Source organism: Mesorhizobium sp. LNJC405B00 (assembly GCF_000502615.1).
Taxonomy (GTDB): Bacteria; Pseudomonadota; Alphaproteobacteria; order Rhizobiales; family Rhizobiaceae; genus Mesorhizobium.
In genome coordinates this window covers 210,338-224,140 of record NZ_AYWC01000003.1, presented here as the reverse complement: position 1 = coordinate 224,140, position 13,803 = coordinate 210,338, and the positions used below count along the sequence as shown (strand labels likewise).

The 13,803-nt window shown below is 62.2% G+C and carries 12 protein-coding genes and 3 pseudogenes; 6 read left to right on the top strand and 9 right to left on the bottom strand.

The genetic code is table 11. The annotated features are described in order from the left end of the window. The first annotated feature begins 19 nt into the window (after positions 1-19). From X756_RS157645 to X756_RS157660, 4 genes are read left to right on the top strand one after another with little or no spacing between them, the layout of a single operon-like run. Complete coding sequence (locus tag X756_RS157645; protein ID WP_023729123.1) at positions 20-1,534, top strand: sugar ABC transporter ATP-binding protein; 1,515 nt, start codon at positions 20-22, stop codon at positions 1,532-1,534. Beyond that, complete coding sequence (locus X756_RS157650) at positions 1,527-2,534, top strand: ABC transporter permease (protein WP_023729122.1); 1,008 nt, start codon at positions 1,527-1,529, stop codon at positions 2,532-2,534. The genes X756_RS157645 and X756_RS157650 overlap by 8 nt, the downstream gene beginning before the upstream one ends. Then, positions 2,531-3,556, top strand: coding sequence for an ABC transporter permease (locus X756_RS157655; protein ID WP_023729121.1), 1,026 nt, complete (start codon positions 2,531-2,533; stop codon positions 3,554-3,556). The genes X756_RS157650 and X756_RS157655 overlap by 4 nt, the downstream gene beginning before the upstream one ends. Continuing rightward, positions 3,553-4,404, top strand: a complete 852-nt coding sequence (locus tag X756_RS157660) for a sugar phosphate isomerase/epimerase family protein (protein ID WP_023710095.1) — start codon at positions 3,553-3,555, stop codon at positions 4,402-4,404. Before X756_RS157655 ends, X756_RS157660 begins: the two co-directional genes overlap by 4 nt. 204 nt (positions 4,405-4,608) lie before the next feature. Here X756_RS157660 and X756_RS1000000167200 read toward each other — a convergent pair. Continuing rightward, positions 4,609-5,244 (bottom strand): annotated as a pseudogene (locus tag X756_RS1000000167200) (ABC transporter permease); the annotation flags it as partial. Positions 5,245-5,265: 21 nt separating this feature from the next. On the opposite strand from X756_RS1000000167200, the gene X756_RS1000000167195 reads away from it, so the two are divergent. After that, on the top strand, positions 5,266-5,595 hold the full coding sequence (locus X756_RS1000000167195; RefSeq protein ID WP_023692322.1) for a GMC oxidoreductase: 330 nt from the start codon (positions 5,266-5,268) through the stop codon (positions 5,593-5,595). A 158-nt stretch (positions 5,596-5,753) separates the two neighbouring features. On the opposite strand, the pseudogene X756_RS1000000170340 reads toward X756_RS1000000167195, so the two are convergent. Next, positions 5,754-5,867: pseudogene (locus X756_RS1000000170340) on the bottom strand (peptide ABC transporter ATP-binding protein); the annotation flags it as partial. Positions 5,868-5,871: 4 nt separating this feature from the next. Between X756_RS1000000170340 and X756_RS1000000169730 the strand changes: the two are divergent. Beyond that, positions 5,872-6,125 (top strand): annotated as a pseudogene (locus tag X756_RS1000000169730) (MBL fold metallo-hydrolase); the annotation flags it as partial. Between the two features lie 23 nt (positions 6,126-6,148). Here the strand turns inward: X756_RS1000000169730 and X756_RS157670 are convergent. The 7 genes from X756_RS157670 to X756_RS157700 all read right to left on the bottom strand — a co-directional run bounded on the left by X756_RS157670 (position 6,149) and on the right by X756_RS157700 (position 13,803). Further along, a complete protein-coding gene (locus tag X756_RS157670) occupies positions 6,149-6,892 on the bottom strand; it encodes an ATP-binding cassette domain-containing protein (protein ID WP_023729116.1) in 744 nt (247 codons plus the stop codon). Positions 6,893-6,901: 9 nt separating this feature from the next. Continuing rightward, the gene (locus X756_RS157675) at positions 6,902-8,101 is read right to left on the bottom strand and encodes an alanine racemase (RefSeq protein ID WP_023729115.1); all 1,200 of its coding nucleotides are present in this window, start codon (positions 8,099-8,101) and stop codon (positions 6,902-6,904) included. A gap of 12 nt (positions 8,102-8,113) precedes the next feature. Further along, complete coding sequence (locus X756_RS157680) at positions 8,114-9,082, bottom strand: ABC transporter permease (protein ID WP_023686847.1); 969 nt, start codon at positions 9,080-9,082, stop codon at positions 8,114-8,116. A gap of 34 nt (positions 9,083-9,116) precedes the next feature. Continuing rightward, a complete protein-coding gene (locus X756_RS157685) occupies positions 9,117-10,178 on the bottom strand; it encodes a substrate-binding domain-containing protein (protein ID WP_023729114.1) in 1,062 nt (353 codons plus the stop codon). 67 nt (positions 10,179-10,245) lie between these two features. Next, on the bottom strand, positions 10,246-11,307 hold the full coding sequence (locus X756_RS157690; protein WP_031237930.1) for a substrate-binding domain-containing protein: 1,062 nt from the start codon (positions 11,305-11,307) through the stop codon (positions 10,246-10,248). 31 nt (positions 11,308-11,338) lie between these two features. Continuing rightward, positions 11,339-12,592 (bottom strand): M20/M25/M40 family metallo-hydrolase, encoded by a 1,254-nt coding sequence (locus X756_RS157695; protein ID WP_023729112.1) that lies wholly within the window; start codon positions 12,590-12,592, stop codon positions 11,339-11,341. After that, positions 12,589-13,803, bottom strand: coding sequence for an ROK family transcriptional regulator (locus tag X756_RS157700; RefSeq protein WP_023729111.1), 1,215 nt, complete (start codon positions 13,801-13,803; stop codon positions 12,589-12,591). Before X756_RS157700 ends, X756_RS157695 begins: the two co-directional genes overlap by 4 nt.

The following is a 13,803-nucleotide window of genomic DNA, read 5'->3' as shown; positions in this document are numbered from 1 at the left end:
CATTTCAGAAGGGCCCGCCGTGAACCTCGTCGCGTCTACGACGCAGGACCTCCCACCGGTTCTGTCGTTTAGCAACATAAGCGTCACATTTGGTGGCGTTAGAGCCCTCCAGGATGTCGCCTTCGAGGTTCTCCCGGGCGAAGTGCAATGCATCGCCGGTGAGAACGGCAGCGGCAAGAGCACCCTGATCAAGGTAATCACCGGCGTTTGTCAGCCGCTAGGCGGCGCAAACATGTCGATCGCCGGAAAGTCTGTCGACATCATGTCGCCGGCTGCGGCGCGCAGCGCCGGGGTGGAAGTCATCTGGCAGGACCTCGCACTGTTTCCTGAAATGACAGTCGCGGAAAATATCGGGATCAGAACTGTCCTCGGCAACATGCCTCGGCTCGTCGATCATTCGCGCATTCGCGAGGTGGCGCGAGGGCTGTTGGCGCGGCTTGGCGCCGACCTCGATGTCGACGCGCCTCTGCGTAGCTTTGCAATCGCCCAACGTCAGATCGTCGCCATCGCCCGGGCGCTCGCCGGCGATGCGAAGGTTATTTTCATGGACGAGCCCACATCGTCGCTTACTCAATCGGAAACAGACCGGTTGCTCGCGATCGTTCGAACACTCTCGAATGAAGGCATGGCTATCGTCTTCGTCAGCCATCGCCTTGCAGAAGTTCTGGAGATCTCAAGTCGCGTCACCGTTCTGCGCGACGGTAAGGTCGTTGGGGTGTTCCCGACCGCCGGAATGACCCAATCACGCCTCACCGAAGTAATGACCGGCAAGACTTTCGACCAAACCGTGAGCACGAGAAACCTTAGTGGATCACCCGTCGTGTTGAAGATCGACCGATTGACCCGCGCAGGCGACTATGACGACGTTTCGCTGACAATACGGCGCGGTGAAACGCTTGGCCTGACCGGGCTACTCGGCGCCGGTCGCACAGAACTCGCGCTTTCGATTTTCGGCATGCTGCGCCCAGACCGCGGCAGCATCGCACTCAACGGGACGGTTCTTCATCTGAACTCCAACCGCGACGCAATCCGCGCGGGTATTGGATATCTCTCCGAAGACCGCTTGTCCCTTGGTCTCATACAAGCTCAGTCCATCGCCGACAACGCCGTTATCCCGGTGCTCGACAAGATCCTTGATCGAGGGCTGATCTCCTCGGAGAAGAAGGATGCGCTCGTCAATCATTGGATCGAGGAATTGGCGATAAAAGTCGGGCGGCAGACCGATGCGATTTCCACGCTCTCAGGCGGCAACCAGCAAAGGGTGGCCATCGCCAAATGGCTGGCGGTCGGACTGAAACTGATCATTCTTGATTCGCCGACCGTGGGGGTGGACGTTGGCGCACGGGCCGGCATCTTCGAGATTGTCGCCAAGCTCGCTGCCGAAGGCCTGGCGATTCTGCTGATATCCGATGAAGTGCCGGAGGTCTATTTCAACGCCGATCGCATCCTCCATATGGCCGCGGGCAAGATAGTCGCCGAATACGACCCGCACGCCATCTCGCTCGGTGACCTGGAAGCTGCCGTCTATGCGTAACCGCGGCAAGCTCTTCCGGGCTCATCCCACCGAGACATGGCTCGTTGTGGTTCTTCTCATCATGAGCGCAGGTCTCTCCGTTGCGAGCGACAAATTCTTCACCATTGCCAATCTCTTCAACCTGCTCAACACAAGCTCGACAAATCTGATCTTCGCGGTTGGGCTGCTGGTGGTGTTGATCGCGGGAGGCATCGACATCTCCTTCGCTGTGGCCGCGTCAGTGGTTCAATACGTCGTGGCGCTGGCTCTAGCCCAAATGGGAGGTGGTGATTGGTTCATCGGCCTCACCTTGGCGGCAATTGTCGGGATCGCCCTGGGTGCGGTGAACGCCGGCCTCATCTACTATTTCCAGATCATTTCAATCGTTGTCACCATCGCCACCTTCAATATTTTTTTCGGCCTGCTGATGTTCTTCACGCACGGTGTATCGATCTACAATCTGCCTGCATGGTGGACGCATCGCACTGTGCTTTTCGAGTTCAAACAGGCGAATGGCAATTGGGCCGAGCTAACACTGCCGGTTGCGATCATGGCGGTCTGCGTCGCCGCCACCTGGGGGCTTATCCGGTATACCACCACGGGACGGCAGCTATACGCTTTTGGCGACAACCCGGAGGGCGCCCGTCGCCTCGGTATCAACATCGCGGCGATGCACTTCATTGCCTTCGGCTGGCTTGGTTTGATGGCCGGGATCGCGGGACTTGTGCAGGTGCACTATTCCCAGGAAGTCGTGCCCAACGCATTGGTGGGGCGCGAGCTGGACGTGCTGGCAGCGGTAGTCCTTGGCGGTGCCAGACTGGGTGGCGGGCGCGGCACCGTGCTCGGTTGCATCCTTGGCGTGTTTCTTGTGTCGGTGACGCAAAACGGGCTGAACCTCCTCGGCATCTCGCCCTATGCTTTCAAGATGATCGTCGGGGCGATCATTCTGATTGCCATCACGCTGTCCAACGCCCCGCTCGGGCTCATCCTCGCGGGCTTGCGGCAGAGGATGGGTACATGACGCAGCGCGTGCTCGAAACTGGAGCGCTACGGCACGGATTCTTGCGCCGTCTTGCCGGCACGTTGGGCGCCGAGAATATCGGGCTTTTGCTGGCATTGATTTTGGTGGTTGCATTCTTCGGGTCCCTCTCGCCGCGGTTCCTGTCCAAAGCTACTTTTGAATCGGTGGCCTTCCAGTTGCCTGAACTTGGACTGCTTACGCTTGCGATGTTGATGCCGATCATCTCGGGCGGAATCAATCTCGCCGTGACGTTCACGGCCAATCTCTGTGGCCTCACGCTCGCCTGGGTTCTTCAGGCCAACGGAGGACCGGACGCAAGCATCTATGCCTTTCTACTCGGTTCCGTTCTTGCGGTCGGCGTTGGCACGGCAAGCGGCTTGGTCATGGGCCCGGTGATAGCCTATACCGGCGCGCACCCCATCCTCGTTTCGCTCTCGGTGATGATTTTCCTGCGCGGCCTTGGCGAGTTCCTGACCCGAGGCGCAGATATTTCGGGCTTTCCCGAGTTCATCCAGCCGCTCGGCCACGGCAGCATCGTCGGCATTCCTGTACCCCTGCTGATACTGCTCGGCGCGGTCGTCGTGTGGCATGTCTTGATGACCAGAACCAGGCTTGGTTTTTCAAACTACATGGTCGGCTCCAACATCGAGGCGACGCGCTATTCCGGCATCTCGACGCGACGCGTGATCATTCTGATCTACGCGCTGTCTGGCGCCATGTGTGCGTTGGCCGGCATTATCATGATGGCACGATTCAATTCCGTCCGTGTCGGCCATGGCGAGTCCTATGTGCTGATTACGGTGCTTGCCTGCTTCTTGGGCGGGGTGAATCCGTTTGGCGGCTTCGGCAAGGTCGTTTCGGTCTTCCTAGCCCTCATCGTTTTGCAGTTGCTTTCTTCGGGACTGAATCTCTTGGGCGCCAGCCAGCACCTGGCCACAGCCATTTGGGGCATCATGCTGATCGGCGTCATGATCTTGCGGTGGGCTGCCGGGCAGCTCAATTTCATGAGGATAACACGATGAAGGGTTTTGGCGTTCATACGAGCATGTGGACGAGTGGTTGGTCCGTAGAGGGCGCCGAGCACACTGTAGCGGCGGTGAAAAAATACGATCTCGATTTCATTGAAATTTCGCTGGCCGACCCATTTTCTTGCGATGCCGATCACACCCGCAAGCTGCTGGCGGCAAATGGCATGCAGGCGGTGTGCTCGCTAGGGTTGCCCGAATATGCGTGGGCATCGCGCCACCCACAGGAGGCGATTGACTTTCTCAAGGTGGCTATCGACAAGACGGCCGACATCGGAGCCCAGGCGCTATGCGGCGTAATCTATGGCGGCATCGGCGAGCGTACTGGCGTGCCACCTACGCAGGACGAACTTGATAACATTGCGAAAGTGATGACGTCCGCCGCCGCGCAAGCCAAGTCTCGCGGCATCGAACTCGGTGTCGAAGCCGTGAACCGCTACGAGAACCACATCATCAACACCGCGACTCAGGCGGTGGCTTTGATCGAACGAGTGGGCGCCGACAATATGTTCGTGCACCTTGATACCTACCACATGAATATCGAGGAAAAGGGCATGGGCAACGGCATTATCACCGCCCGCGATTACCTCAAATATATCCATCTCTCCGAGTCTGATCGCGGCACCCCGGGCGAGGGCAATTGCAATTGGGATGAGACGTTCGCGACGCTGGCCGCGATCGGCTTCAAGGGCGGGCTCGCGATGGAGAGCTTCATCAACATGGATCCGCGTCTGGCGTTTGGCCTTAGCGTGTGGCGTCCGGTGGCCGAGAGTGAAGCGGTTGTGATGGGCAACGGTCTGCCGTTCTTGCGCAACAAGGCACGGCAGTACGGGCTGATCGCATAAGTTACATCGCCATGCGAGATCGAAACTCGGCACATCATGAGCCGACTGCATCGACATTGCGGCGACTGCCTTCGAAGCAGGAGCCGCTCGAGAGGCAATATTGCGGCGTTTTAGATCCTGGCCTTCGGCTGCCCCCCGGGCGCAAGCAGCCAACCGGTCGGCGATCGCAACTGCCGTGAACAACCTATTTCACCGGCTCGGGCATCACAGCCTACCTTCGGCGGTTGCGAGCCGGCCCCGCATCAATTCGCGGCGCTTTCGAAACGCTGTGTATTCCTGGTCGGCCAGTACCCCGATCTGGATCACCGATCCACTCACGGCAAAGTTGAGTGAGGAGGGAATGCCTAGAAGATTGACAAGGTTCTGAAGCACCTGCAGCAAGATCGTTCCAAGCACCACACCAATGATTGAGCCTTCCCCGCCCCGCAACGAGAACCCTCCAAGGACGGCGGCGGCGATCGCGTAGAGCTCGTAGAAATTGCCGTGCGAGCTTGGCAGGATCGAGCGTGTGTACATTGCGAGAAAGATGGATGACAGCGCCGTCAGCCCGGCGCAGATCACATAGGCGCAGATGATAACCCGGCCGGTACGGATTCCCGAAAACCGCGCGGCCTCTTCATTTTTGCCTACGGCGTAGAGATATCGTCCGAAGGCGGTACGGTGCAGAACGACCTACATCACCGCCGCCAGCACGAGCAGGAAGACAAAAGAATGAGGAATGGGAATGGAGGTGTAGGCGTTGTTGATAAGAGCCGAGACCAGATCGGTGCGACCGGTGGTGAGATATTCCAGATCCTCGAAGCGGGTTTCGTAGGGAAAGCCTGCCGTCGCATCTTGCGTGTTGCCCTGCTGCTCGCCGGCATGAAGATCGCCCGCACCATCCTGCGTCAGCCGGCCCTGCAGGCGGTGATCGCCGAGGAGCTGTCGCCGGGCGGGGCCGCCGACCTTTCCGATCAGTCCATAACAGACCACATCCTCGAACACGCCAAGACGGTCTATCACCCCTGCGGCACCTGCCGGATGGGCACCGATGACCAGGCGGTGGTCGACCCGCAATTGCGCGTGCGCGGCGTGCCGCGCCTACGCATCTGCGACGCCTCGATCATGCCGCGTCTCATCAGCGGCAACACCAACGCGCCGGTGATCATGATCGCCGATCGGTGCGCCGATTTCATCCTCGGCAGCGCTTAGCGAGAAACGGGCAGCCCAGAGAAATCCAAGCTGTTTTGAGACGGTGTATCTGTCCAGCGCATGCAGCGACTTTGTCGCGACCGAAACCGGACAGCTTGACGCCGCCGGGCGGCACGGTGATGTCGGCGCCGCCATACATTGCATAGGTCCTATCAAGTCGAGACTGGGATAGCGATGCCAACGCGCTGCTGCTGGCCGCCAGAAAGCTGGTGCGGATACGCCTGGAGAAATTCAGGCGATGCAGGCAACTTCACCAGACGCAGCAGTTCCAGCAGCATCCATGACGGCGCCGAAGTCGCGCCCGGCTTCCAGATCATCGCTGCGCCGGCCACACGCCCGGCCACTCGGTCTACCTCGCAAACTCCGGCAAGGAACAGCGCATGATTTCGGCCGACACGATGTATGTGCCAGCGCTGCTGGCGCCGCATCCGGAGTGGCAAGGCAGCTACGACCAGGACGGGCCGATGGCGATCACCAGGCGGCACAAGTTGATCGATCGTGTGATCGCCGACAACATCCGGATCTCGGGCGGGGGCTCTCAGAGAGGTTCCTGCTATTGCTGCTGCAGGCCGGTGATCATGGCAATGATCTCGTTCTTATCGGTCTTCGCGGTCTCGCGAATTCCAATCTGCTTGCCACGCCTGAGAACACAGATGCGGTCGGAGAGCTTGAAGACCTGGTCGAGGCTGTGGCTGATGATCAGGATGCCGACATTGCGCTGCTTCAGCGACTGGACGATAGCCTCCACCCGGGCGGTTTCGGCAACGCCCAGCGCCGCCGTCGGCTCATCCAGCAGGATCAGCTTGCTTGCCCAATGCGTGGCGCGCGCGATCGCAACGCCCTGGCGCTGGCCGCCGGAGAGATCGCGGATAGTGGCGTGGGCGGAGGGGATGCGCACGTCCAGTTCCTTCACCAGTTTCTCGGTCTCGTCGATCATGCGGCGGCGGTCGAGCAAACCGAGGCGGTTCAGCGGCTCGCGGCCGAGGAACATGTTCATGTAGACCGTCTGCTGGTCGGCCAGCGCCAGGTCCTGGTAGACGACCTCGATGCCGTGCGCGCGCCCCATGGTGGCATTCGACATCGTCACCGGTTTTCCTTCGATGACGATGGTGCCGGACGAGGGCGGGTGGACGCCCGAGACGATCTTGACCAGCGTCGACTTTCCGGCGCCGTTGTCGCCGACGAGTGCAACGATCTCGCCCGGGAAAACCTCGAGCGAAAAACTGTCGATCGCGGTGATGCCGCCGAAATTCTTGCGAATGTCGTGCAGCTGAAGGATGGGCGCGCTCACCGTCATGTGTTTCTCCTAGACTGGCCAGGCATAGGGTTCACCGAAGCCGTTCTCGATGGTTTCCACTTTCGGATTGTCCGTCGAAATGCCCGACACGCCGACAATATGGGCGCGGGTGACGAAGGCCTGGCCACGGAAGCCGAACACGGCGCTGTCGCCAGGCTTCGGCGCGTTCGCGCCGGCGGCATCGATCATGGCGTAATAGTCGATCGCAGAGGGCGGCGGCACCTCGACGCTGCGCAGTGCCGAGCCTGCCGTCGTCGGTTCAGCCGAGACGATCGCCTTGACGTCGTAGTCGGGGAAGATCGGATCGATGTAGAAGCCGCCGCCAAGGCAATAGGCCTTGCCGCCGGAGAGATGCGAGACCTCGGTGAGATAGAGCACCGCCGGCAGCTCCGGCAAATCTTCCATGACATGCAGCGCGGTGGTGCCATGCAGTCCATTGCCGGGCTCGCACTGCGTCGCGCCAGCCTCGGCGAGTGCCGCCAGCATGACACTCGACGTGGTGCCCGGCGCGTTGATCTCAATGTCCTTGCGGCCTGCCTTGGCCAACGCTTCCGCAGCTTTCGCGAGCGTCGCCAGATTGGGGGTCGGCAGCACTTTCCGCGAAGCATGGTCGAACAGCAGAGCAGGGAAAGTGGTGATGCCGGCGAAACGGCCGCCTTCGACGGCATCCAGCCGGTCGGCGACATCGATAATGTCGGCGGCATTGAAACCGCCTTCATGGCCGCGATAGAAGATATCGCCTTCGGCGGCGATGCGGGCCAGCAGATGCTGCACATAGCCGGCCGCCTTGGCGCCTGTTGCCGCTTCCCCAGCCTTGGTATCATTGAACACGGTCCAGTAGTCCGGCTTGAAGGTTTTCGCCGCAGCCGCCGCTTCGAATTTTGCGACCTGCTGGAGATGGCCGAGATGGCCAAGCTTCATGCCTGCCTTGTGGGTGGCGCGGGCGCAAGCCATGTCGACGGCGACCGCGCGGTCAATGCCGCCGCGCATCACAGCCCGGCAGAACGACGAGGAGCGGCCGACCTGCTTGGTCATGGCGAAGATCTTCAGGCCGTTGCGGTTGGCCTCGCTCTTGAGAACCCGCGCATTGGCCTCAACCGTGTCGAGATCGAGCACATAAGCATTGGCCGGCAGCTTACCTTGCTGGTGCAACCGGATAGCTGATTCGATGAAGGCGGGGTTGCGGCGGCGCAAAATGTCGAGAAACATGGATGGCTTCCTTCAGCGGTTCTTTTCGCGCAGCGACACGGCGACTGCGGTCAGGATGATGAGGCCGCGCACGATCATCTGGTCGGAGACCGACAGGCCCATCAGGATCAGGCCGTTGTTGAGCATGCCCATCATCAACGAGCCGACCAGCGCGCCGACCACGGAGCCCTTGCCGCCATTGAGCAGCGTGCCGCCGACGATGACGGCGGCGATGACCGTCATCAGGTCGGTTTCCCCGAGAGTATATTTCGCCGCCTGCAGGCGACCGGCATAGAGCAAGCCGGCAAGACCGGCGAGCCCGCCGCTGATGGTCAGCACGGCGAGCCTGATCCTGGGCACGCTGATGCCCGATACGCTTGCGGCGCGGGCATTGTCGCCGGTCGCCAGCACATGCGCGCCGAAACGGGTTTCGCGGAACACCAGGTGGCCGATGGCCACGGCAATCACCGACCACCAGACGAGTGAGGGGACACCGAGCAGCGAGCCGGAACCGAAGAAGCCGGTGAACGCTTCGTTGGTCACCGAGATCGAGCGAAGGTCTGTCATCGAACGCGAAACGCCGGCGAACAGGCCGAGCGTCGCCAGCGTCACCAGGAAGGAAGGCAGCCTGACATACGCCACCAGCACGCCGTTGATGACGCCGATCAGCAGGCCGGCGCCGAGGCCGGCGACTATCCCTGCCGGCATGCCGTACGCGTTGATGGTGACGGCGGCTGCAAGGGCCGCCACCGCCACGATCGAGCCGATCGACAAATCTATTTCGCCGGCCGACATGACGAAGACCAGGCCGATGGCCATGATCGTCACCGGCGTCGTCTGCAACACGATGTTCGATAAGTTTCGGACGGTGAGGAAGCCGCTGTCCCTCAGCACAATGGCGAAGAACAGGAAGATCGCCAGGAAACCGAGGTAGACGACATATTGCTGCAGATTGAAGCGGCTGGCGAAGCTGCTACCGGCGCTGGTGTTGGCACTGGACATTTTATCCTCCGGTGGTGAGCGCTTCGCCTCGAGCCTATTTCACCGCGTCCGCGATAGCCGCCGGTACGTCCCTGTTGAGGGACTTCTTCCAACCGTCCTTCACCGTGTCCTTGGTGACGGCGATGGAATCTACGGCATAGAATGGTTCGGCCTTCTTGCCGACCAGAGAACCTGCCGAGGCGCGCGCCAGCGTCACGCCAATGCTGTAGGCCTCGTCGGCCACGAGGGCCGCGATGTTGCCGCCCTTGACCATGTCGAGCGCGGCAGGCTCGTTGAGGTCGAGCGTGACAATCTTGGTGTGCGTGTTGCCAGCACCGCGCAATGCCGAAAGCACGCTCAGCGCCGGTTCGGCCCAGGTGACATAGATGCCGTCCAGGTCCGGATGCTGGGTGATCATCGCCTGGGCGATGTCTTCGCTGCGCGCCGGGTCGGCCATGCCGGCCTCGGCCTCGATCTTCATATCGGGATAGTCCTGCTCGATGGTCTTCTTGAAGGCCTGGTCGCGCTGGTTGGTGACGTAGAAGTCGGCATCGTGGAAGATGTAGCCGATCTTGCCTTTCTTGCCGAGCGCCTCGGCCATGGCGATGCCGGCCTTGTTGCCCATCTGAAAGAGATCGTCGGAGACGATGGTGACATAGTCCCTGCCCTGCTTGTAGCCGGCCGGGGAATTGTCAACGAAGCCGAGCTTGACGCCGGCCTGGCGTGCCGGATCGTAGACCGAAGCTGCGGTCGCCGGATCGACGGGAAGCGACAGGATGATCGACGGCTTTTTGGCCATCACCGTCTCGATATCGGCCTTCTGTCGCGCGGCGTCGAAACCGGCATCGGTCTGCGCCACCACCTCGATGCCGAGGCGCTTGAATTCGTCATGGGCGCCGGCGTTGACGGCGTTGGTGTATTCGCTCATCTCGTGCCAGACGAGGGCGGCGGTGAACTTGCCGTCCTTGATCTGCTGCTCTTCGGCTGGCGTCAGCGTAAGACTGCTCGCCGGCACCGGCTTTTCACCATTCGGTCCTGTGGTGACGCCTTCGGCGGCGAAGGCGTGCATGGCTAGCAGGCTCGCCACTGTCGTTATGATTACAGATGCTTTGCGCATGTCCCGGTTCCCTTTTTGTTGTGTCGAAGAAAGCTCCGGTGCGGCGGGCCGCGCCGGAGCGAGAGCCTTACTTCGCCGCGTCGAGCACCGGCTGCGGCGCGTCGCGGTTGAGCGAGTCCTTCCAGCCCTGCGCGACATTCTCCTTGGTGACGGTCAGGGCCGGGGCGACGACGAAGGCCGGTGTCGGCTGGCCAAGCAGCGACTTCATGCCGGAAGCAGCCATGGCGCGGCCGAGTTCATAGGCCTTGTCGGCGACGAGGGCTGCGACATTGCCGCCCTTGACCATGTCGAGCGCGACCGGCTCGGCGAGGTCGAGCGTGACGATCTTGGTCCTGGCGTTGCCGGCGCCGCGTAGCGCCGACAGCACGCCGTCGGCCGGCTCGGCCCAGGTCACGTAGATGCCGTCGAGATTGGGATGCTGCAAAAGCATCGCGTTGGCCAGTTCCTCGGCGCGGGCCGGGTCGGATATGCCCTGTTCGGCGACGATCTTGATGTCGGGATACACCTTCTCGATGGTGGTCTTGAAGGCTTGGTCGCGCTGGTTGGTGACGTAGTAGGCAGCGTCGTGGAAAATGTAGCCGACCTTGCCCTTGCCGCCGATCGCCTTGGCCATCGCGTCCGCAGCCTGCTTGCCCATCTGGAATAGATCGTCAGTCACGATCGAAGCGTAATCGGTGCCCTGCTTGTAGCCCTTGGGCAAGTTCGACAGGAACACCAACTTGGTGCCGTCCTTGACCGCCTGGCGGAAGGCTTCTGCCGAGGTGACCGGGTCGAGCGGCAGCGCCAAGATGACGTTGGGCTTGGCGGCCAACGCCGTCTCGATGTCGCTGCGCTGGCGGGCGGAGTCGAACTGGGCATCCGTTTTGACCGCAATGGTGATGCCGGCGCGGGCGAATTCGTCGGTGGCGCCGGCGGTTACCGCATTGGTGAAATCGGACGAGGTGTGCCAGAGCAAGGCAGCCTTGTAGCCCTTGTCCTTGAGCGCGGCGATGTCGGCATCGCTTAGGATCACGTCGGCGCTCGGCGTGGCGCTCTCGCCCTGCGGGCCGACCGTCTGTGCGAAAGCTGGGTTGGCGGCAAGCATCAATCCGCCGGCAAAGGCGGCGGCGATCAGTGTCTTCATCGGCATGTCAGTTCTCCCATTTTGCTTCGTTGGTGGTTCAGTCGGCCACGCCGCAATAGCGGGCCATGAAGGCGGCGAAGCCGACTATGCCGGCGAAATATTCCTCGACATCGACGTGCTCCTCGAATGTGTGGCAATTCCTGATGTCGCCGGGCGCGCAATAGACGGCAGGAATACCGAGCTGATTGATGATGAAGGGGGACTCCGACCAGAACGGTGCGCCCTCGATGACGCCGCGTCCGCTCATTGCGCCAGCCATCGCGTCGGACAGCATGGCGACTTCCGCCCGCGTTTCGCCGATCTCGGCAGCGGTGCCGCCCAGCCTGTGGTCGCGGCCGGCGGGGTAGGCGAACTCTACCGAAATATCCGGATCGGCGATCGCGCCGCGCACGGCAGCCTCGATCTCGGCAGCGGCGGTGTCGAGGTCCTCGCCAGGCAACAGCTTGCGGATCAGCGAGAGCGTGCAGCGCTCGGGAACGGCAATGTAGCCGCCGCCGGCAAGCCCGGTGATAAGCAGGAAGCCGCGCCCGACCAGTTTGTGCTCGGCGCGCGCGGCGACCTCATCCGAATGCTTCCAAAGCGCCGTCATCGCGGCATGGCTTGCACGGAGCGCATCCTTGCCGAGTTCTGGCACACCGAAATAGGCGGATTTGCCGGTAATCGAGATATCGGTGATGAAGAAGCCGATCTGCGCCGCATAGACGGCCAGGCGGGTCGGCTCGACATAGACGGTGAAATCGGGTGCTGTGATCTCGCCGGCCTCGATGCGCCCGACGAAGTGCTTGATCCCGGCGGAAATGCCGGTGCCGGGCTGGCCGCTCTCCTCGTCGCCGACGAAAGCGAAGGCGACGTCCCCCTTGAGGCGAATGCCGGCCTTTTCGAGCAGCGCGAGTGCAGCAAGCGAAGCGGTGATGCCGGCCTTGAGGTCGCCTGAGCCGCGGCCCCAGACAGCACCATCAATGATCGGGGCGGCGAACGGATCCTCACGCTCGGTGCCTGCCCAATGCTCGCGCCAGCCGTCGACGTGGACGGTGTCGGTATGGCCGATGAACAGCAGGCGCTTTCCCTGATCGGCCCCCTTGCGCTCGCCCCAGATGTTGGGCCGCCCAGGAAGGAATTCCGTCCTGGTCAGGCCGCTGAGGTCAAGGTCGCGCATCCTGGCCTCGAGGAAGTCGACGAAGTTGGCTTCGTTGCCGGTGATGCTCTCTCGGCCGATGGCGCGGCGAAACAGCGTTAGTGCGTCGTCACGGTCGAGCGCTGCCTGCAGGCGGGCGGTAATATCGTGAGTCATATCGCGGCCTCCTTCAGCGCGGCGGCCTGGGCAGGCGGCAGCGAAATCCGGCCATCAGGCGCGTCGACGCCGAACAGCGTGTTGTGCAATTGGCCAAGGCCGATTGCCGCCGCGCCGATGAGGGCTGCGCGTGCGCCGAGTTCGCTCGCCTCGACCCTGACCGGATAGGGGAAGCATAGCGGCAGAAGCGCCTGCACCCTGGACAGGATTTCGGGCCGCAACCCAATCGAGCCGCCGAGGATAAACTTTTCTGGATTGGCGATCGCCGCGATTGCCGCAACGCCTTGCGCCAGATGGCGGGCAGTTTCGTCGAGCACGGTGAGCGCGTCTTTGTCGCCAAGCGCGGCATTCTCGAAAATTGCCGGCACCGAGACCTGCCTGCCGGTGAGGGCGTGGTAGCGATCGGTCATGGCGTGGGTGGCCACCGCGCGTTCGAATGCGCCGGTGCGCAGTGATTCCTCGGCGAAGGGATCGGCGCCGATCGGCATAAAACCGATCTCGCCGGCGGCGTGCCCAGCACCCCGCACCAGATCGCCGCCCAGCATCAGCCCGCTGCCGATGCCGGTGCCGAGCGCGATGTAGGCGAGATTGTCGATGCCCTGGCCTTGGCCGAGCCAGTTCTCGCCAAGCACCGCGAGATTGACGTCGTTCTCGATCATCACCGCGACGCCGAGCGCTTCTTCGAAGGCATCCAGCACATTCATTGTGTCGAAGCCGGCAATGTTCGGCGCCATTAGAATGCGGCCGGTGGCCGGGTCAGGAGCGCCAGGCGCGCCGATGACGGCCAGGCGTATCTTCTTGCGCGCGACGTGCTGTCTGGCCGCGGCATCGAAGGCCAGCGCTGCAATCTGATCGACGACGAACTGGCCGCCGCGCGGATCGGTCGGTGTGGCGGCTTCGGCAAAGATCTGGCAGGCAAGGTCGGTCAGCGCGACCCGCACCTTGGTACCGCCAAGGTCGACGGCGATGATATAGGCTGCGTCGTGGACCAGTTCGTAGGTGACGGCGGTGCGCCCGACATGGCCGCTGGTGCGGCCGGTTTCCTGGACCCAGCCCTCCTGCTCGAGCCCGCGCATGATTTCGGAGATGGTCTGCTTCGACAGGCCCGTCAGCTTGGCGATCGAGGCGCGGGAGATCGGCCCGCCCTGGACGATCGCTTCCATCACGGAGCGCTGTGAGAACTGACGGGATATGCGTGGCAGGTCAGTCAC